15 protein-coding genes are annotated in these 21,737 nt (G+C 41.7%); 6 read left to right on the top strand and 9 right to left on the bottom strand.

Translation table 11 applies throughout. The features are described 5' to 3' along the window. Positions 1-32: 32 nt before the first annotated feature. A complete protein-coding gene (locus tag H5164_RS03985; protein WP_182754881.1) occupies positions 33-2,702 on the bottom strand; it encodes an Ig-like domain-containing protein in 2,670 nt (889 codons plus the stop codon). A gap of 516 nt (positions 2,703-3,218) precedes the next feature. Between H5164_RS03985 and H5164_RS03980 the strand changes: the two genes are divergently transcribed. From H5164_RS03980 to H5164_RS03965, 4 genes are all read left to right on the top strand, one after another. Then, positions 3,219-5,816, top strand: coding sequence for a PAS domain S-box protein (locus H5164_RS03980; protein ID WP_182754879.1), 2,598 nt, complete (start codon positions 3,219-3,221; stop codon positions 5,814-5,816). Further along, positions 5,816-7,372 carry a sigma-54 dependent transcriptional regulator gene (locus tag H5164_RS03975; protein WP_182754877.1) on the top strand — a complete coding sequence of 519 codons (1,557 nt, stop codon included), beginning with the start codon at positions 5,816-5,818 and terminating at the stop codon, positions 7,370-7,372. The genes H5164_RS03980 and H5164_RS03975 overlap by 1 nt, the downstream gene beginning before the upstream one ends. A 316-nt stretch (positions 7,373-7,688) precedes the next feature. Beyond that, positions 7,689-8,069, top strand: a complete 381-nt coding sequence (locus H5164_RS03970) for a PA2779 family protein (protein ID WP_124017611.1) — start codon at positions 7,689-7,691, stop codon at positions 8,067-8,069. Between the two features lie 15 nt (positions 8,070-8,084). Beyond that, positions 8,085-9,065: a PA2778 family cysteine peptidase gene (locus tag H5164_RS03965; RefSeq protein WP_182754875.1), complete on the top strand. Its 981-nt coding sequence runs from the start codon at positions 8,085-8,087 to the stop codon at positions 9,063-9,065. A 248-nt stretch (positions 9,066-9,313) separates the two neighbouring features. Here H5164_RS03965 and H5164_RS03960 read toward each other — a convergent pair whose 3' ends face one another. Then, positions 9,314-9,571, bottom strand: coding sequence for a YfhL family 4Fe-4S dicluster ferredoxin (locus tag H5164_RS03960; RefSeq protein WP_124017609.1), 258 nt, complete (start codon positions 9,569-9,571; stop codon positions 9,314-9,316). Between the two features lie 11 nt (positions 9,572-9,582). Continuing rightward, entirely contained in the window at positions 9,583-10,947 is a 1,365-nt protein-coding gene (gene yegQ / locus H5164_RS03955; RefSeq protein WP_124017608.1) for a tRNA 5-hydroxyuridine modification protein YegQ, read from the bottom strand. 250 nt (positions 10,948-11,197) lie between these two features. Between yegQ and H5164_RS03950 the strand changes: the two genes are divergently transcribed. Beyond that, positions 11,198-12,040 (top strand): HDOD domain-containing protein, encoded by an 843-nt coding sequence (locus tag H5164_RS03950; protein ID WP_182697881.1) that lies wholly within the window; start codon positions 11,198-11,200, stop codon positions 12,038-12,040. 121 nt (positions 12,041-12,161) lie between these two features. Then, complete coding sequence (locus H5164_RS03945) at positions 12,162-13,673, top strand: bifunctional diguanylate cyclase/phosphodiesterase (protein WP_182697882.1); 1,512 nt, start codon at positions 12,162-12,164, stop codon at positions 13,671-13,673. Positions 13,674-13,697: 24 nt separating this feature from the next. Here the strand turns inward: H5164_RS03945 and H5164_RS03940 are convergent, their stop codons facing one another. The 6 genes from H5164_RS03940 to H5164_RS03915 form a co-directional block, all read right to left on the bottom strand. Continuing rightward, a complete protein-coding gene (locus H5164_RS03940; RefSeq protein WP_182754873.1) occupies positions 13,698-14,129 on the bottom strand; it encodes a thioesterase family protein in 432 nt (143 codons plus the stop codon). Positions 14,130-14,164: 35 nt separating this feature from the next. Further along, positions 14,165-15,061 (bottom strand): ABC transporter substrate-binding protein, encoded by an 897-nt coding sequence (locus H5164_RS03935; protein ID WP_259396735.1) that lies wholly within the window; start codon positions 15,059-15,061, stop codon positions 14,165-14,167. A 325-nt stretch (positions 15,062-15,386) separates the two neighbouring features. Then, positions 15,387-15,860, bottom strand: coding sequence for an NYN domain-containing protein (locus H5164_RS03930; RefSeq protein ID WP_124017604.1), 474 nt, complete (start codon positions 15,858-15,860; stop codon positions 15,387-15,389). A gap of 16 nt (positions 15,861-15,876) precedes the next feature. Further along, on the bottom strand, positions 15,877-18,981 hold the full coding sequence (locus H5164_RS03925) for a multidrug efflux RND transporter permease subunit (protein ID WP_182754871.1): 3,105 nt from the start codon (positions 18,979-18,981) through the stop codon (positions 15,877-15,879). Beyond that, positions 18,981-20,066, bottom strand: a complete 1,086-nt coding sequence (locus H5164_RS03920) for an efflux RND transporter periplasmic adaptor subunit (RefSeq protein WP_404948305.1) — start codon at positions 20,064-20,066, stop codon at positions 18,981-18,983. The genes H5164_RS03925 and H5164_RS03920 overlap by 1 nt, the downstream gene beginning before the upstream one ends. 280 nt (positions 20,067-20,346) lie before the next feature. Beyond that, positions 20,347-21,582, bottom strand: a complete 1,236-nt coding sequence (locus tag H5164_RS03915; protein WP_182754869.1) for a hypothetical protein — start codon at positions 21,580-21,582, stop codon at positions 20,347-20,349. Positions 21,583-21,737: the final 155 nt, after the last annotated feature.

Genomic DNA, 21,737 nt, shown 5'->3' with positions numbered 1-21,737 from the left:
AGTGTTAATGTGAATGTCAGTAGAGAGTGGCACTATGGTGCTTTGCTTATGGCATTTGCGTCTAGCGTTACCTGATCAGTGACCGCAAACAATCGACCTGTAACGCTTGCTCCAGTCAATACATTCACTTCTGACCAAGCGAAAACATTGCCAGAGAATTTGGTATTAGTGCCGATAACTGTCTTTCCAGCGGTTCTCCAATAGACGTTCTTTGCTTGTGCGCCATTAATAAGCACAATATCGCCACCTGGAGCACCAGAAGTTAGGTTTCCGCCTATGGTGAAGATGAACACAGAGTCAGGGTCTCCTTCGCCATCAAGAGTGAGAGTACCTGTTTGCAGGGTCACATCGGCTGCGGTTTTATACACACCACGAGTCAGAGTCAGATTGCCCAATTCAATAGGGCAAATCTGGGTTGCCGCATTTGGGTTTGGATCTGCCGCGAGGAAGTTGAAGGCAATACCAAGATCCGTTCTGGACTGGTTAATAAATGCAACCATAGAGGCATAAGGCACCGGTACAACATAAGGTGGTGTGCTATCGTCGCCAGCATAAGACAAGCCATTGGTTAATTCGTCAAATTCGCCAGCATTAACGCCTGCGGTAAATCCTGCGTAATAAGAACGTGCCTGGTCAAGAATACCTAAATCACCATCGACAATGGCAGAACCACTTGTCGTCGTAATAGCTTGTGAGGCAAGCATGACAAAACGTGCCACTTCACCCAATTCAGGTGCTAATGGGTTATTGGGCAGAGCTGCAGTAACATTAAGTGTTGTATCCGCAAATACGCCAATTAGTGTTGCTTGAATCACTGATGAGCCTACTTCAATAGCTGTCGCACGCCCACTATTTAGCTGTTCATTGGGATTTAATGTAGCAACCTGTGTATCTGCTGAAGACCACATTACCGTCGATGTGATATCTGTTGTACTACCGTCTGAATAATGACCAATAGCAACAAAGTTTTGGCTTGAGTTCTTAACAATACTTGGATTAACAGGTGTTATATCAATTGAATTCAAGGTGGCATCGGTAACGGTTAAATTAGTACTGTCTGATTGTGCTCCTGAAGTTGCGGTAATAAGTGATGAGCCAGCCACCTTGCCATTGGCAAGACCATTGACATCAATTGTAGCAACCAAGGTATCTGTAGATGACCAAGTAACCGAGGTAGAAATATCTGCTACAGATCCATCAGAATAAGTTCCAGTTGCCGCAAACTGCTTGTTCATACCTTTAACAAGGCTTGGATTGGTCGGCGATACCACAATTGAACTTAATACGGCGCTAGTAATGGTCATGTTTGTACTACCGGAGACCCCTCCTGCGCTTGCGGTGATAAGTGATGAGCCAGTGTTAATTCCATTTGCAAGACCAGTATTATTTACTGTAGCCACTAAGGTATCTGCTGATGTCCAAGTTACAGCGTTCGTAATATTTGCTAGCGACCCATCTGAATAGGTGCCGGTAGCGGTGAGCTGTTTATTCGAATCTTTAGCTATAGTGGGATTACCTGGTGTTACTGCAATTGACGTCAAACTTGTATCTGTGATTGTTACGTTAGTGGTGGCTGACAGCGCAGCCGATGTCGCGGTAATAATTGTAGAACCCGAAGCAATACCACTGACAATACCATCGGCATTCACAGTGGCAATTAGGGTGTCTGAAGATGACCAAATAGCTGAGCTGGTCATATCAACCGAGATACCATCTGAGTAAATACCAGTAGCAGTCAACTGCAGTGTATTACCTTTAGGTATATGTGGGTTGGCTGGTGTTAACATGATTGACGTTAAAGTGGCGTCGGTAACTGTCAGCAATGAGGTTGCTGATTGAGCTTGAAAATCTGCCGTAATAACAGATGAACCTATACTCACTCCTTTAGCAGCCCCACCGGTATTCATTGTGGCAACCAGTGTGTCCGCAGATGACCAGCTTGCTGAAGCACTTATATCCACTGATGTACCATCAGAATAAGTACCGATAGCAGTAAACTGTTGGGTCATGCCTTTGGCAATACTTGGTTCAACGGGCGTTAACGCTATTGAGCTCAAAATAGCATCTGTGATGTTGAGCTCAGTCGTTATTTCATCAGATCCTAAAGATGCGCTAATAACTGCAGAACCAATAGCAACGCCACTAGCAAGGCCACTAGCATTTATGGTAGCAACTAGCGTATTCGTCGAGGACCACGTTACTGAAGTGGTCACATCTGGCGAAGTACCATCCGAATAAGTACCCGTAACAGCAAATTGTTTGCTCAACCCCTTAGCTACGCTGGGGTTAGTTGGTGTGATAGCCAAAGCCGTTAAGGTCGCATCCGTGATGGTTAGCGTGGCCGTTGCGGATTGCTCGTTTGATAATGAGTCGATAATGGATGCTGTGATAGTAGAGGAACCAGGGATAACTCCCATGGCTATACCACTGGTATTAATAGTGGCAACTGCTGAGTCATCAGATGACCAAGTTACCGAGTTGGTGATATCAGACGACGTGCCATCTGAATAGGTGCCTATGGCTGTAAACTGTTGCTTCAAGCCCAATGGCATGCTTGAGTCTGCAGGGGTAACAGCAATGGCTGTAAGTAACACCCCATTATTGTTGTTATCGTTGCTGCTATCGCCATTACACCCAGCTAAAAGGATAAGTCCTAATAGCATAGTGAATACGAGATAAGTCTTTTTTAGGGAACTATTCATTCTCTTCTTCCTAATGATTTTATTAAATTGCGTTAATTTACCTTTTCTACATCAGCAAAAAACGGCTGCGATTCTTGTTAGCCATGAGTGCTGATAACTCAGTGAGATTTTCTTGTTATGCGATATCCACGAATTGAAAAATCTGAGTACTGGTCCGAGTAAGATTTCGAGAACACTAATAACCTAAATTGCAAATATCGTACCGAAAGTGTTTTTTGTTAAAAAATTAATTTAGTATATTATTAACAATGAGTTAATTTTATTTTTTTTAATTATCAATATTGCTACGGCCTCAATATATGAAAGAAATGTAATATGTTGAGGGTATTTCTGTTATAGGCGGTATTATGGTGCGGTATATGTGGCGGTTGTAAGACAAGCGCTACCGATACTCAAGTAGGGCGGCAGCGATATTCCCGTCTTAAATACCAGATAACGATACCTACGCGGCAGATTTTGTCTCTGGGCCAACATGTCGACCCCGTCAAAACCATTGGATGGTTATAGAGGTTAGTAATGAAAGGTGATGATACAAAACGTGCCCAGGCTGACGAGATTACAAGCTTATCAAGCTTTATTAAAGGGGAGGGTATCAATCTGTTCGAAGCCGTGATTGAAGAGAGCAGCGAACGCAGACATGCTGAAGAGGCATTGCTAAATGCGGGTGCCTTGCAGCGAGCTATTTTTAATAGCGCTAACTTCTCTTGTATTGCTACTGATGCTAAAGGGGTTATCCAAATTTTTAATGTTGGCGCCGAGCGGATGCTAGGTTATTCAGCCATCGAAGTAGTGGACAACATTACCCCTGCCGAGATATCCGATCCCCAGGAAATCATCGCCCGCGCCAAGGCGCTTTCTATAGAACTCTGCACGCCAATAGAACCTGGTTTCGACGCGCTGGTGTTTAAGGCGTCACGCGGTATTGAAGACATTTACCAATTAACTTATATCCGTAAGGATGGTAGTCGCTTTCCAGCTGTTGTATCGGTTACAGCACTTCGCGACGACCAAGGTATCATCATAGGTTATCTTTTGATTGGCACAGATAACAGTGTTGGCAAGCAGGCAGAAGAAGCTTTGCTCAAAGCTGGTGCACTGCAGAAAGCCATTTTTAACAGTGCTAATTTTTCCAGTATTGCTACCGATGCTCATGGTGTTATTCAGATATTTAATGTGGGTGCCGAGCGAATGCTGGGTTATACCGCTGACGAGGTGATGAACAAGATCACCCCAGCAGATATTTCCGACCCCAAAGAAGTCATCGAGCGCGCTAAAGAGCTCAGTATTGAACTGGACACAGCAATTACACCTGGTTTCGATGCGCTAGTATTTAAGGCTCGGCGCGGTATTGAGGATATCTACGAGCTGACTTACATACGTAAAGATGGCAGCCGCTTCCCAGCAGTAGTGTCCGTCACGGCATTGCGTGATGAGCGCCAGGCTATCATAGGCTATTTGTTAATAGGAACCGATAATACCGCGCGTAAGCGTATCGAAGAAGAACAGAAAGAACTTAGTCGGCGCCTGCAAGATCAACATTTCTATACTCGTAACCTGATTGAATCCAACATTGATGCGCTGACGACCACTGATCCGTCCGGCATCATTACCGATGTCAATAAACAAATGGAAGAGCTTACAGGTAACCAGCGTGATTCCCTTATCGGCACCCCATTCAAAGATTACTTCACCGATCCTGAGTTTGCCGCGGCTGGTATAAAAAGGGTGTTGAGTGAAAAGATAATCTCAGATTATGAATTGACCGCCCGCACTAAAAACGGCAAAGAAACCGTAGTGTCCATTAATGCGGCCACCTTTTATCACCGAGACAATAAATTACAGGGGATTTTTTATGGCGCCCGCGATGTCACTGAGCGTAATCGCCTAAATCAAAAACTGCTGGAAAAGAACATCGAACTGGAAAATGCTAAAGCTGTGGCTGAGAAAGCCAATCTTGCCAAATCGGATTTTCTTTCCAGTATGAGCCATGAACTTCGTACCCCACTGGGGGCTATTCTAGGTTTTGCACAGCTTATGGAATCAAGTACTCCCGCGCCACTGCCCGCTCAGAAACGCAGCATTACTCAGATCCTCAAAGCCGGATGGTATTTGTTGGAGCTTATCAATGAAATTCTGGATCTAGCGCTAATCGAATCAGGCAAGCTGCCTATGTCAGTGGAAGTGGTTTCGCTGTCCGAAGTCATGCAAGAGTGTGTGTTGATGAGTGAGCCACAAGCTAAAATTCATGACATCAACGTCATCTTTAACCGATCTACGACCAAAGATTTTCTTCACGTCGATAGGACCCGGCTAAAGCAGGTGATTATTAATCTGCTTTCCAATGCAATTAAATACAACCGAAAGGGTGGAAGCGTGATATTGGAGCACAGTCAAAGCAGCGATGATATGGTGCGGTTCAGTGTTCGAGATACAGGTGAAGGATTATCAGCTGAGCAACTCGGGCAACTTTTTCAACCTTTTAACCGCCTCGGTCAAGAAGCCAATAATCAACAAGGTACAGGAATAGGCCTGGTGGTGAGTAAGCGTCTGGTTGAATCGATGGGGGGGAGCATTGGCGTGCAAAGTACCGTTGGCGTTGGGAGTGTCTTCTGGTTTGAACTACAGCGAACCGACGAACCGGTATCTAAGCTTGCTAGCACCGCAGTAATGGTCACCAAAGCGCTACAATATAAAGACCCTGAGCATTTGCAAACCTTACTGTATGTTGAAGATAATCCGGCTAATTTGATGCTTGTTGAGAACATTATTTCTCGTCGACCTAATCTGCGTTTTCTCAGTGCTGCCGATGCGATTCAAGGTATTGAAATGGCACATACCCATCAGCCGGATATTATTTTGATGGACATTAATCTACCGGGAATTAGCGGCTTAGTTGCATTGAAAATTCTCAGGGAAAGTCCGATAACAGCGTCTATACCCGTGGTCGCTCTCAGTGCAAATGCCATTCCCCGAGACATTAAGAAAGGTCTGGATGCCGGCTTCTTTCATTATCTAACTAAACCATTGCGGATCAATGAATTTCTGAAGACTGTCGACATAGCGCTTGAGCATGCCAATAAGTCTGCTGTAATCGCTGATGATGAGGCAAAATAATGAAAATTACTGCAAGCGATATACTCAACGCTAAGATTTTGATTGTCGATGATCAAGAGCCTAATGTGCTTCTGTTGGAGCAATTATTACTTGATAGCGGTTATACCCAGGTAACGACAAGCATGGATCCTTTAGTTGTTTGCGACCTCAACCGGATTAATCGCTATGATGTGATTTTGCTTGATTTACAGATGCCAAAAATGGATGGATTCGAGGTTATGGCTGCGCTTAAGGCAGACCATAGCATGGATTATTTACCAGTGCTGGTGCTCACTGCCCAACCCAATCATAAACTGCAGGCATTACAAGCGGGGGCCAAGGATTTTATTAGCAAGCCCTTTGACTTGGTCGAGGTGAAAACCCGTATTCATAATATGTTGGAAGTGAGTTTACTGTATAAAAAATTGGCAAAAAATAACCTCTCTTTGGAAGACACTGTACAAAAGCGTACGCTAGAGTTGACCAAGACTAACCTGCTACTCGGGCAGGAAATTGATGAACGTAAAAAGGCTGAAGCGTCACTGAGAGAGACTTATACACAAATAAAGCAATTAAAGGACAAGCTTCAGGCCGAAAATATTTATCTTCAAAAGGAAGTTGCGCGGCAGTTTAATTTTGACGAAATAATCGGTAATAGCAAACTGCTGTCGCAGGTCTTTCAGAACGTTGAGCAAGTTGCTCCAATGGATGCCACAGTATTGCTGCTCGGTGAGACTGGCACTGGCAAAGGGGTTGTTGCCCGTGCTATCCATAGCCGCAGTTCGCGAAAAACGCGTCCGTTGATCACAGTAGACTGCACCACTTTACCTGCGAGTCTGATAGAGAGCGAATTGTTTGGCCGTGAGCGGGGAGCTTTCACCGGTTCAGACAGCAAACAGATAGGCCGTTTTGAGTTGGCTGATGGTGGGACCTTGTTCTTAGATGAAATTGGTGAAATGCCGTTAGAGATGCAAGCTAAACTACTGAGAATTATTCAAGATGGAGAATTTGAACGGCTAGGCAGTCCGCGTACCATAAAGGTGGATGTGAGAATTATTGCCGCGACTAATCGCAACCTGATTGAGGAAGTGCGTAATGGCAAATTTCGTGAAGATCTCTATTACCGCTTGAACGTATTCCCAATCACTTTGCCGCCTTTAAGACAACGTAAAGAAGATATCCCGCTGTTGGTTAATCATTTTGTGATTAAATTTAACAAGAAAATAGGTAAGTTGATTGACACTATCAGCCAAGAAGCTCATCAAGCCTTACTGCAGCATCAATGGCCTGGCAATGTGCGAGAGTTGGAGAGTGCTATTGAACGAGCCGTTATCCTTAGCGAAGGAAATACACTGCAGATCTTAGATCGCTTTGATAGTTTTGAAAAACGAGTGCCCAGAGATGATGCTTCGATAAAGGGCTTGGTTGAGCTGGAATGTGAACATATCGCTAAAGTATTGCAGCAGACAGGTTGGCGAATTGAAGGCCATAAAGGCGCAGCACTACTTCTTGGACTTAACCCTAGCACCTTGCGCGCCAGAATGCGCAAATATGGCATCATACGCCAGTCAAATTAGCTGACTGATAACATTAAGTGAGTCATAAGCTGAACTATGACGATGCCATCAATGAGCAAATAGGAAACCATGTTGGGGTTTGTTAACCCGTCAGTATGACTTAATTAATCAGTAGCCGTGATAAAAAGCTGAGGATTACACCCCCCTCTCAATCGATAAAGAGTTGCGGCAGTTAGTGACAATTTTGCTAAAGCGGGTGCAGTGTGATTATTTAAGTGTCACCAAAGTAGGTATAATCTCGATATACCTTGTTATTACACAGCATTAACTCTACTGTTAATAAGATATTTACATTCGCTCAATCAAAGGAAATCCAATGAAAAAAGTTCTTGCAGTCGCCACAGTAATGTTAGCTTATTTGACTTGTATTTCGACCACCTACGCTGGGGTTATTTCCTCAGAGCAGGTTATCGTTCAGCAGAAAAATATTTATAATAAACAACAAGTCATTGCAATGCTCAGTAACGTTGACGTTCAAAATAAACTGGTAGCACTTGGCGTTAGTATGGAGGATGCAGAAATGCGGATCGCCAGCATGACGGATCAGGAATTAAACCAATTAAACACCCAAATGAATGATATGCCTGCGGCTGCTGGTGGCGTAGTCGGAGTTGTAGTCACTGTATTAGTGGTGTTAGTGGTACTCGATTTGGTGGGCGTTACCGATGTGTTTTCCTTTATTAGGCCCATTAACTAGATCGTATTTTCAAGTATGAGTCATATAAGCAAGTTTACAAAAGCCGTTGGTATTACTGGCTTTTGTTTATTTCTCAGTGGCTGTCTATCGGTTCCGCCCCAGACTGCCATGCTATTAGCTAATCCGCCCGATATTTCCCTTAAACATCAAATTACTGGGGTTCCTTTTTATCCTCAAGAGGATTACTTCTGTGGTCCTACAACACTCTCAGAAGTGTTCAATTTTTATGGGTTAACCAAAACACCTCAGCAAATAGCACCAGCACTGTTTATTCCTGATTTACAAGGCAGCTTGCAAATTGAAATGGTGGCCGCAGCCCGTCAACAGGGGCTGCTTGCTTATGCTGAATCAGGCAACTTGACCCAACTACTGTCTTTGGTCAGTGAAAACATTCCGGTCATAGTGCTACAAAATTTATCAACCTCATGGTATCCCATGTGGCATTACGCAGTGGTAACAGGCTATGACCTTGATAATCAGCAGATCGTGCTCCATTCTGGCAGCCATAAAAACCGTATCGCGGAACTTAAAGTATTTGAACGCACCTGGTTGCGAGGCCAATATTGGTTATTGGCTGTTGTGCCGCCGGATATCAAGAGTTCACATTTCGACCGGTTTATTTACGCCAGCGCCGCCCAAGATTTGCTCAGTGTTGGCGAAAGTACTGCCGGCATAAATGCGCTTGAAAATGCCACCAGACAATGGCCTGACTATTGGCTAAGCTATTTTTTGCTTGGAAATTATTATTTAGCAATAGATAACGCCAAGGCTACTTTTTGGTATCAACAGGGATTAAATTATAGCGCGCAACAGCCTGAGCAACAGGGCGCTTATTTAAATAATTACGCTTACAGTTTGTCTGTGTCTGGTTGTAAACAGAGGGCAATGGAGATGATCAAAAAAGCACTTCAATTACAACCCGAAGATAGCAACATACTCAACACACAAAATGACATAGAAAAAATGTCCGATAATGCAAGTTGTACCACAGATTAAGCTCGCTCAATTAGTCTGATACTATTTTAATGTAATGATTTTAGAACAGAGCAAATAAACACATAAATAAAGATAACAAAATGAAATTTATCATCTTTTTCAATTTACTCAGAAGCTGAGTAAGTCTTTATGATTGCAATGATTTTTGAGCATGACTTATGTCGCTAAATGACTCAAAGTGAATGAGCGCCAATCGGCGCTCATTCACTTTATGCTGACTACTGTATGATTAACATGCGTTGTCAGTGTTAATTGGGTGACTTACCCGTGAGCCTAGCATATTTGATTAGCAGCTCGTCTTGCGACTCTTTATGTTCTGGATCGGGATCGATGCAATCAATCGGGCAAACTGACACACAGGTCGGTTTGTCGTAATGGCCCACACATTCAGTACACAATCCGGGATCAATTTCATATACCTCTTCACCCATAGTGATGGCCTCATTAGGGCATTCAGGTTCACACATATCACAATTGATACAGCTATCGTCAATGATTAATGCCATAAAACCTCAGGTTAAACAGATTGATGAGGGTTTCGAGTATCCATCCCCTCAGGTAAATTACGCATTAGCATGGCTTTGTCGATGTTAATATCTGCTGGCAGCGCGAGAAACACAAAATGTCCTGAGCCTAAAGCGGAATCGATAGATTCACCTTTGCGATTCAGTAATGCTTCAATAGTGATAACAAAATTACCTTCAGTTGTCATTATTTCAACGCTGTCGCCGACAGAGAATTTATTTTTGACGTCTATTTCAGCTAACCCTTGTGGATTTCGTTTGCCAGTAAATTCACCAGCAAATTGCTGACTATCACTTACAGAATGACCATATTGGTAATTTTGATATTCATCATGAACGTGACGACGTAAAAAACCTTCGGTATAGCCGCGATGCGCTAAGCCTTCAAGGTTGTTCATTAAAGTGCGATCAAAGTCTTTACCCGCAGCAGCATCTTCAATGGCCTGACGATAAAGTTGGGCAGTGCGCGCAACATAATAAAAAGATTTGGTACGACCTTCAATTTTTAATGAATCAATGCCCATTCTGGTTAAACGATCCACATGTTGAATAGCGCGTAAATCTTTTGAGTTCATAATGTAAGTGCCATGTTCATCTTCAAACGCTGGCATATATTCGCCAGGGCGACCGGCTTCTTGTAATAAAACAATCTCATTACTGGGTTGACCCGAACCTAAGGTTGGGGTTTCAAACTGAACTGTGGGGGCCACAGGGATGATATCTCCGCTCTCAGTTTGTTGTGCTTGGTGTACATCATATTTCCAGCGACATGCATTAGTGCAGGTTCCCTGATTAGGATCGCGTTTATTCATATAACCAGACAATAAACAACGGCCTGAATATGCCATACACAATGCGCCATGAACAAACACTTCTAATTCTATATCTGGACACCGCTGACGAATTTCTTCAATTTCATCAAGTGACAATTCACGCGATAATATGACTCGCTTAATCCCTTGCTGTTGCCAGAATTTGACCGACGCCCAGTTAATGGCGTTTGCTTGAACTGATAAGTGAACTACTTGTTCAGGGAACGCTTCGCGTACCATCATAATAAGCCCCGGATCTGACATGATCACCGCATCGGGTTTCATTGCAATCACAGGTTCCATGTCTTTAATATAGGTTTTGAGTTTGGCATTGTGCGGCGCAATATTACTCACCACATACAATTTTTTCCCTAGGGCATGAGCTTCTTCAATACCTGAAGCAAGGTTCTCCATTTTGAAATCATTATTTCTGACTCGTAAACTGTAACGAGGTTGGCCTGCATAAACAGCATCGGCACCATAAGCAAAGGCGTAACGCATATTTTTAAGCGTACCAGCGGGAGATAATAATTCAGGTTTAAACATGGTTTTACTCGACCTAGTTAAATAGTGTATGACTCAAGGGCCGAAGCTTACTTAAGGATATTAGCGGGGACAAATATAGCCTTAGAATTTGTGAGGTCGGTTGTATTTTACAACTACTAATCTGGTTACCGAGCGACAAAGCTGAACGGAACGATATAATTAATTGGCTTCTCGATAGTTGAGTAATCGCAAATGTTATCGCTTTGGGTATATAATCCAACATCAGTGGCTATTTATTTATGGAGACCTCATGTCTACGGAACATCAACTCTTGGTTGGACTATTAAAAAAGCTTAAAGATGATGCTTTAGTTTTACCAACACTGCCCGAAGTGGCCATGCGTGTTCAAGAAGTCGTGTCTCGTCAAGATTCAAGCCTCAAGCAAGTTGCTGACATTATTGGTCAAGATGCCGCTATTTCAGCGCGCATTATCAAAGTTGCCAACAGTGCTTTATATTCTCGTGGTAACAAAGCTGAAAATATTAATGCCGCTGTGAGTCGTATTGGTTTAGTACAAATTAAATCTATTACCACATCTGTTGCCATGGAGCAGTTATTTATCTCCACTAACGAAATGGTGTGGGAGGTGATGGATGAAGTATGGAAAACCTCTATTGAAGTGACAGCTTCCTCCGGTGCCATGTTAGAGATGTACAATAAACGTCACCCGAGTAAAAAATTAGACCGTGATACGCTTACTCTAGCTGGTTTAGTGCATAATATTGGTGCATTACCAGTATTAACCGAAGCGGAAGTTCACCCTGAGTTATTTAGCCGAATTGATGATTTACGCAGTTTAGTGCGTAAAATGCAGGGCCCTATTGGTCGCGCCGTATTAAAAACATGGGATTTTGCCCCTGAGGTAATGGAAGTGGTCGAACGATGGGCTGATCTTCATTACATGCCTGAAAAAGTATCTTATCTCGACTTTATCCGTTCGGCTGCATTTTACACGGGTGAACTGCGTGCCGGTGAAGAATTAGCTGAAAGATTGGGCGTCTTTGCACAAAGAGGCTTGCCTGTTACTGCAGAAGATCTTGCCAGTGATGAGTTCATTGATATGTATCATTCAATTAAGCAAAGTTACGAATAGTCGTATGTTGTGCTTATTTCACTGATATTATCAAATGAGTCAAACACAGATGATTAATATTAGTGATGTATTTTTGCGTTGAATACTGTGATGATTAAAATTGCAACATGATGAAGACTTAATGAATTACTTTTTGATAACGATGTTATGTATTATGGCGATCTTGCTGTGTAGCGTTGCACTTCTCTATTGGCGTCAGCATCGTTTTATTCAACAATTGACTCATTCGTTGCAATTACAATTACTTAATCAAGATTCATTCAACGTAGACTCAGCTTCAACTTCAACCTCATTAAAACCGCTCATTAACGTTCTTCACGACTTACATCAATCAAGCATCTTTAGTACCGAACGAGATAAGTTAACTGGCTTAGCTAACCGTGTCGGTTTTAAACGTAAAATGTTGTCTAAAATGCCCATGTCAGACGGCATGTTAGTGCTGATAGATATTCGACAATTTCGGTTTGTGAACGATTTGTTTGGTTTTTTATTTGGCGACAAATTTCTTAAAGCGTTTGCGAAGCGGATCGATAACCTTAATTGCAAAGCACAGTTTATCGCTCGAATGAACGGAAATGAGTTTCTATTGTTTTTTCACCAAAAATTGACAGTTGAGCAACTGCTTGAAATCAAGAGTGAATTACAAAAACCGTTTGAAATTGAACAGCAACCCATCAGTATCAAAATACAATTGGGTGTATTGTCATTAAGTGAACATCATGCCGAGGTCAGTTTGATGCTGCGCCGCTTAGATTTGGCATTAAAAAAAGCCAAAACATTAAAGCAAGCCATGGCATTTTATGATCAAGATGATGATAAAGCCCAATACAGAGAATTATTAATTATCAATGGCTTGCCTAAAGGGTTAAAGCAAAATCAGCTGTTTATGGTATTCCAACCCAAGTTAGATTTAAAAAGTGGTCACTGTAAGCAGGTTGAAGCGTTAATTCGTTGGCAGCATGACAGTTTGGGATTAATTTCGCCTAATGAGTTTATTCCATTAGCAGAACAAACTGGAATGATTAATATTTTGAGTACTTGGGTGTTAGATAACGTGCTAGCTCAACAAGTTAAATGGCGCAACACAGGGGTTTACGTTAATGTCGCCATTAATTTATCTTCTACTGATTTAGATAATCCCAATCTTGCCGCTGATGTTGCAAGCAAATTAGCTCAATATCTGGTGCCAGCCGAATCGATTACGATTGAAATCACTGAAAGTGTTTTAATGAAATCACTGGCACAAACCATTGTGACCTTAAATCAATTACGCGATATTGGGGTTAAACTTGCGATTGATGACTTTGGTACTGGCCACTCTTCTTTGGCTTATTTGCGTCATTTACCCGTTGATGAAGTGAAAATAGATAAAGCCTTTTTAGATGAGTTTGAAACTTCACCAGCGGCAAAGCAAATTGTTAAGACGAGTATCGATCTCGCTAAAAATCTGGGTTTTGAAGTGACGGTTGAAGGGGTTGAATCTAAGACAGTATTGGAAGCATTACATCATTTTGGGGTGGATACCATTCAAGGTGATTATTTTGCTAAACCTTTTACTGCCAGTGAGTTTGAGCACATATATCCGCAACTTAATTACCCACTCATCAGCTCTGCTCAAATTAACCAGCCATAAATTGTTATCCATAGCGCTAACGTCCTAAATCCCCTTGGATAGATGGGTTATTAATTCTGTCGGCATGGGCGCAAGTTGACGTTTCTGGTTCATACAGACCATTTCTATCGTTGCCGTTACTGCTGGTTTTTTCGCATTAGGTCGCCATATTTCCTGTTTCCACACTGTACGGTACTTACTTTCAAAATAAAATTGAGTACGTACATCAATAATATCAGCAAATTCAACGCCATCGTGACATAACATATCACTGCGATAAACAGCAAAACCCAATTGTTGTTGTTGCCAAAGTTGGCTGAGGATCTTTGCACCAATAACATGTTCACGAGCACGTTCGAAATATTTCAAAAAATTTGGATGATACACCACTCCTGAAAAGTCAGTATCTTCATAATAAATTTGTACTGAAAAAGAGTGCACTGGGCTGTATTGTTGTTGCGCAGGGACACGACTCATTACACTATGACCTTATGTTATTTACTGTGTTGCTATTAATCATTTAGGGGCAGAAGTAATTGCTGGTATTTACCCTGTTTTTTTAGTGCTATTAGTCCTTTGTCGAGTAACTCACTAAGGTGTTTTGATTGCGGATTAAGTTTAGAAAAAGCGACAAATATTTTACTGGTATGATTGTTAAATTTAGCTTGTATATCATTGTTAACTCCCATCCGCTTGATGTAAACGTCAGCAACAAGATCATACATGATAGCAGAGTCAATTCTGCCCACTAGTAACAAATTAGTTAATTGGCGTTGGCTATCTACAGTGATAACTTGGAGCTTTCGTTTTTCTACCAGTGTTGTGAATTCATCTCCATACTCATAGCCATTGATAATACCTATGGTGCTTTGGGTTGGCAGTTGCCATTTATTTTTTGCAACCGTAGGATAATCTTTGGCAAAGAAAAAAGAAGCCGTTATGGTAAAAAGAGGTTCATTACCGAAAACAAATCGGTCAATTGTACTTTGCTCTCTGGTAACATTAAATACGCCATCAACCGAGCCTCGTTCAGTCATAATTAATCCGCGAGCATAAGGGACTACAATAGTTGAGATGTTAACATCAACTTGCTCAAAAGCATGACGGATAATGTTGTGGGAAATACCTCGACCAAATTCATCAGCAAAGGGTGGCCAGCTATCTTCAGCGGCTAGCGTAATTGATAATGGTTGTGCCACGGTATTGTGTATAGAAAGGAAACTGACAATAGTCATTAATATTAAAAATAAGTAATGTATTGATAAGCCAGAATATTTTGGCAGTAAAATGCAATCAAAAAGTACATTTTTTTGATATGTTGACGACATATAATCCTTTATCGAACAGTCCTGTAATGACAAGGCAATAATAGCACTTCTAGTAATAAAGTGATATTTCATGTTTTTCATCATAAGTCCATTCTGTGAACTTTTAGTGATTAAGCGTTTGTTATATAAGTTTTTTCGATTACCGATAAGCGTAATCGGCACCCGTTACTGTATTCTTATATTCGATAAATTAGCCTGGCTTAAATCCATTTGATACTGACCAATATCATTGAAGTTAAACTGCATCGGTTTGTTAATTTATGCGGCTATTCTATTGTGTTAGAACTTATGCAGTGTTGCTGTAATGGACTACAGTAATGTGGCGCTAAGTAGTGGCTAATGAGGTTTTTAGCCCGCAAAAGTCACTTGGTATCGCTCATTGGCACAAGCTTACGTGTTACATTATCTAGATCAATAATGGTGCTTCGATAGCGGTAAATTGTTGGCATTGATCGGTTAAAGATTTTGCTGTGAGGCGCTCAACACTTAATACGTGGGTATAGCATGTGGTTGTTTGATTTATCTTTTTGAGTAATAAATCAAAATCACCATCACCAGAGAGTAAAATAACTTCATCTACCGTGGGCGCTATCTCGAGCATATCGATGGTGATCCCCACGTCCCAATCTCCTTTAGCCGAACCATCACTACGCTGAATATAGGGCTTAGTTTTTACGTTAAAGCCAATGTGTTTTAGCGCGTCTTGAAACTTTACCTGTCCATCATCAGCTGGCGCAATAGCATAAGCGATAGCATGAGAAATGTTCCCTCGTGCCGATAACTGCTTATACAAGGCTCGGTAATTAAACGAACGACCAAAACCTTGCTTACAGGTGTAATAAATATTTTGCACATCTACAAATACGGCAAGCGTTGTCATTATTACACCTGAAAAATTAAGGCTTTTGCGCTTGTTGAGCGGCAATAGCATTATTAAGTTGTTCTTCTACAAACCCAGGAGAGTGGGTTGACGAAGAAATAAGTCGGTACATTGCGGGGATCACTAATAAAGTTACCATGGTCGCAAATGCCATACCAAAGAATATCACAGTTCCAACAGCAATACGGCTTTCACTCCCTGCGCCGGTAGAGACGATCAACGGTATTGCACCAATTAATGTGGTGAATGCCGTCATTAATATCGGCCGTAAACGACGTGCTGATGCATCAATAATGGCATTGTCCAGCGATAAGCCTCGATCGCGTAATTGATTGGCAAACTCGACAATTAAAATCCCGTTTTTAGTGACCATACCAATTAACATTATCATGCCTATTTGGCTGTAAATATTCATCCCTTGATGGGTAAGCACTAAACCTATAAAACCACCAAAAATGCCCATAGGAACGGTAAACATTACCACCGCTGGGTTGATGAAACTTTCAAATTGAGCTGCCAATACTAGATAAGCAATCAGCAATGCTAAACCAAACACTATCATTACCCCGGATTGGTTTTCTTTAAAATCTTTTGACTCACCTGTGTAAGCAATCGAGATATCGCTGGGTAACAATGTTATTGCGCGTTGTTCTAAAAAGTCTAGCGCTTCCCCAAGGGTATAACCTTCACCTAAATTGGCTTTGATGGTGATCGATTTTTGTTTATTGGTATGACTCAATCTTTGTGGCGAGGCGACTTCTTCAACATGAGTAACAGTATCAAGGGTAATGAGTTGGCCTCTGCTTGAGCGGAAGTAAATCTTGCTAAGATCAGTGATACTATTAAAGCTGTTTTCATCACCACGAAGATAGACATCATACTCTTCACCGCGTTCGACAAACGTTGTCTCTTTGCGTCCACCTAACATAATTTCTAATGTGGTGGAGATTTCTTCCACACTGATACCGAGTTCAGCAGCTCGCTGTTTATCAACAGTAACAACCAGTTCTGGGGTTGTTTCCGCATAATCTAAATCAGCCCCTGAAAGCATCGGACTTGCCTCAGCCTCTTGTTGCAGCACTTGAGCCCATTTGAACAACTCCGAATAGTCAGAGCCTCCGAGCACAAACTGCACCGGTTCACTGGATTGACCTCTAAATCCTGGCAGCATAGGGCGTACCATCACATCGGGAATATCTTTTAAGGTTTGAGCGATTAATGCCAGTGCTTGTTTAATATTAGTGTCACGATCTTGCCAATCTTCCAGCTGGATGATGGCAAATCCTGTTTGGTCTCCGGCTCGACCACCAAATGCCGGCGCTTCAACACTGAATGATTTCACTACACCTTGACCTAACAGTGGCATCAATCTACTTTCAACAATATCCATGTTGGCGATCATACGATTATAACTGGTGCCTTCGGCGCCTTTAATAAACGCAAATAACACGCCGCGATCTTCTTGTGGTGACAGTTGTGAAGGGACTTGTTGCATCAGCATGTAGCTACCACCAATGCAGGCGATGATGATCAGCGGTGCTGCTATACGCCAGCGTAATGCCCATTTAACCAGTCGACGATAACCTCGCTCCATACGAGCAAACCCATTATCGATAGCAATATTAAAACGATTTTTCTTCACATTGGCTTTTAAGAGTTTACTGCTCATTACTGGCGTTAACGTTAGGGCGATAAGTGATGAAAACAGCACCGACATCGCCAGCATCACCGAAAACTCGGTAAACAGTAATCCAACCATGCCATCCATAAATGAAATAGGTAAAAACACCATTACCAAAACTAGTGTGGTGGAAATAACCGCAAAACCAACCTCGCGCGTTCCCTTATAAGCAGCGAGGATCGGTTCTTCACCTTGCTCAATATGGTGGAAGATATTCTCAACAACTACGATAGCGTCATCAACCACCAGTCCAATAGCTAAAATCAGTGCCATTAGGGTTAATAAGTTAATTGAATAACCTAAGCTGTATGCCGCTATAAATGCAGCAATTAATGATACCGGAACCGTCACCGCAGGAATAAGCGTTGCGCGCACTTGTCCGATAAAAATGTACAACACCAGGATAACCAGTACACCAGTAATAAACAGGGTGTTGTATACCTCATTAATTGAGCGTGCAATAAACACGTTAGCATCATAATCAACAATCAGCTTTGTGCCTTCGGGCAGGAAACTCTGCACTTTATCGACTTCTTGTTGTACTCGCGTCGAGATGTCTAATGGATTGGCATCTGATTGCGGCACTATGCCGAGACTTAAGTTAACAATGCCGTTACTTTTAAAGGTCGAGTTTTCATTCTCTGCACCGACAAACACGCTCGCGACATCTTTAAGGTAAATCGGTGTGCCATCATCTGCGGTGTGAACCACTAGATAATTAAAGTCTTCTGGGCTGTAATAGAGTCGTTTCGTTCTGACTGACATGACGGTCGTGTCATTGCGAACTTCACCACCGGGTGTTTCAAGGTTTTCAGTATTCAATGCACTGATAATGTCGTTGGTGGTAACATTTCTACCGGCCATTAATTGCGGTTTTAGCTGCACATACATGACTTTGTATAAGCCACCAGAAATATTAACCGAGCTCACACCAGTAATTAAGCTAAATCGGTCTTCTAATACTCGCTGGGCGTAATCGGTCAGCTGAGTACGGTCCATATTTTCAGAGCTTAAGTTGACGTAAATTGATGGCTCACCCGTGCCATTATCTTTCGATACAATAGGATCGTTTGCTTCATCAGGTAAGCGACGTTGTGCTTTTGCTACGGCGTCACGGACGTCACTTACGCCTTCAGTTAAGTCCCAACCCAGCTCAAACTTGATTGAAATACGTGACATGCCATTTCGAGTCGTTGAGGTGATTTCATCAATACCACTAATACCTGTTAATTCATCTTCGAGATTTTTAGTGATTTTACTTTCCATTATCGTCGCCGATGCACCGCTATAAGTGGTCATCACTGTTACGACAGGATTTTGCACGTCGGGCATTTCTCTCACTGACAGTTTGGAGAAAGATACTAAACCAAATACGCACAGCAACAGACTTAATACAATCGCAACAACAGGGCGCTTAACCGCCGTATCACTTAGCCACATTATTTATGCTCCTGTTGCACAGGAGACGTTTCCGATTGAGTCGCTAACTCTTTCACTTTGACACCATCACGCATGTTGACCAAGCCTTGAACTACGATGTGATCACCAATGTTGATACCAGATTCCAGTAAGACTTGGTCTTTAATTCTTGCTCCTAACATCACTTGGGTACGAGTGGCGATATTATGCTTATCGATCACGTAGACATACCGTTTAGTACCTGAATATTCAAGAGCTTGTACTGGCACTATTGGTGATGACACACTTGGAAATACTAGCGTAGCTGACATCATCATACCGGGCTTTAATTGACCCTTTTGGTTATCAAACTGACTGCGAATGTTGAGGTTGAGTGTGGCTGAATTGACGCGAGGGTCAATGGCGATAATTTTGCCTGTGAACGTGGTTTTATTCCAAGCTCTACTGGTCGCCTTGACTGACATTCCCGTGCTGAGTTGTGATAAATAATGCTCTGGCACTTGTAAGTCCAACTGAAGCACAGACAAGTCATCAAGTGATAATAGAGACTCATTAATGGTAACCATTTTTCCGCGACTGAAATTGACTAGGCCGGTATTACCCGAAAAGGGCGCGGTTAATGTATGGTAGTCAAGGTCAGTTTTGGCTGATTCTAGTCGGGCAAAAGCGATATCAACAGTCGATTTTTGCGCTTCTATTTCAGTTTGGGTAATGGCGTTAACATGGATTAACTTGTTAAATTCGTTAAGCTTGCGAACTTCATCTTGATAATAAGCTTGGGCTTCGGTCACGCTGGCTTTAGCTTTACGGTTATCAAGCGTCAGTAATGCTTGCCCTTGCTTGACGTATTGATTGGATGTGACTTCTATATTATCTATTTTGCCTGCAACTTGCGGGGCTATCATTACTGAGTGAGTCGCGACAAGTTTTCCTATTAAGGTAATTGATTGTGAAAGCTCATGTTGTTCAACGATGGCTGTGATAACAGGCACAACTTTTTCTGCGTGCATAGCCTTGGGCGCGGCGTTAACTGTGTGAACAAATCCAACATATCCCATAATCAATATGGTAGTTGAAAAAAGATATTGGCTAAGTTTTTTGATCATCTGAGTACACATCTCTATAAACAATAATGGAAGGTGTCGTTGCGCGACGACATTGGCTAATGGCTAGCCGGTGATTGATGTTTGGGTATTGTAATTATTTTTGCTTAATTGAGCGTAAAGTAATGTAAATCTTTCGATTTTCTTTGTAACAAGGCGCATATGAAGCAAGGGGGGGCAACAATTAATCGTCACAAAAAAGCCATATCAGTTGATATGGCTTTTATTTAAGTGTTGGTTTCATCGCTAGAGCAAGATCTTCATTATGCCTGCAATATAACCATTACTTATTAACGGGTTCATTTGTAAACTCTATGTTTTGTTTTTTATTTGCTGGGGCAACACCCATAAAATATTCGTAGCTGTTATCTGATGAGTTCTTTTTGGCATCATCGTCACTTAGCTTAATACTGGTTTGGTCAGAGAATAGAGTGTACTTAGCTTTGGTTTGTTGTACTGAAGGCTGGACTTGTTTAGGCGCCTGCTTAAGGATAACGTTTTTCACCTCAGCCGTGTCCATTTTAGGTTTGTTACTGACTTTTTGAGTAGAAGCAACCTCATTGAATTTGTAGTTAAATACTCCATTACCTTCAATGTTTTCGACACTTGATTTATCTTGATTTTGGTATGAAGCTAAAATGCCATGTTTACCTAAAGGGATCTCGTGAAACAGTTTTTTACCTGTACCCACCTTGGTGCCATTTACATACCAATCAGCTGGAACATTACTGATTAACGTCACCATCGCCGATACTAAACCTAGTTTTTCATTCAGTATAGTGTCGATTTTGTTGTTATATGAAGGTTTAAATTTCATCGCGACTTTATAGTGAAGATCGCCTTTCATATTCATGTTGGCATCAAGAACTTCATATGACAATAAAACACTTTTATCGTTTAAAAATGGTGATTCATTGCGAGTATTAGATAAAATGCTGCTTTTAGACTCTTTCAAACAATCTGCGATAGTTTGGTATTTTGAACATTCAGTAGAGCCATTGATATTGACTGGCAAAGTACTCGTTGATTTTGACAAGTCTGCGATTAAACGATTCGTGATATCGGTTTTAAGTTTAAATAATTGCTGACTTTTAGTTGTGCGTTTATTATTTATTACTTCATATTCAGACAGAATTTCGACTTTTTCAGTTTCCAGAAGTTTACTGTCTTGCTCTGCTTTAAGGGTCAGTTCATCGACTAGATTGACAGAGTCTTCAATTTTTTTATAGGTATCTGCAAGCGCTGTTTTGGCTCGAATGACCTTAGGTAATTCTGTAATCAACTCGTTGTATCGATTTTGTTCTGCAACAATCGTCTTCTTTATATTTTCTATGTCGTAGGCTTTTTTATTAAGCTGTGAGAACTTGTCGTTAACTGTGATCAGCAGAGTATCAATATCATATTGATCTTCAATCTTATTGAGGGTCTGCTTTTCTGACGAGGTAATGACTTCGAGTGCCGCAAATGAGTTGCTAGCGTATAAGCACAATAAAGCAAGGCTGATTGAACCGTATCTCACTGATATCTCCATTAAATTTCTCTTCAAGCTAGAACCATCGACACTCTGTAATGCGCTGAGTGTAATCAGCAAAGAGTAAAATAATCCATTAATATTTTATGATACTGAAGTTATTTTGGCTTTACAAACAGATTTAGTGCATTACTTACAATAAA

This window comes from Shewanella sp. SG41-3, assembly GCF_014164545.1.
Classification (GTDB): domain Bacteria; phylum Pseudomonadota; class Gammaproteobacteria; order Enterobacterales; family Shewanellaceae; genus Shewanella; species Shewanella vesiculosa.
This window is presented reverse-complemented; position numbering and strand designations above follow the sequence as displayed.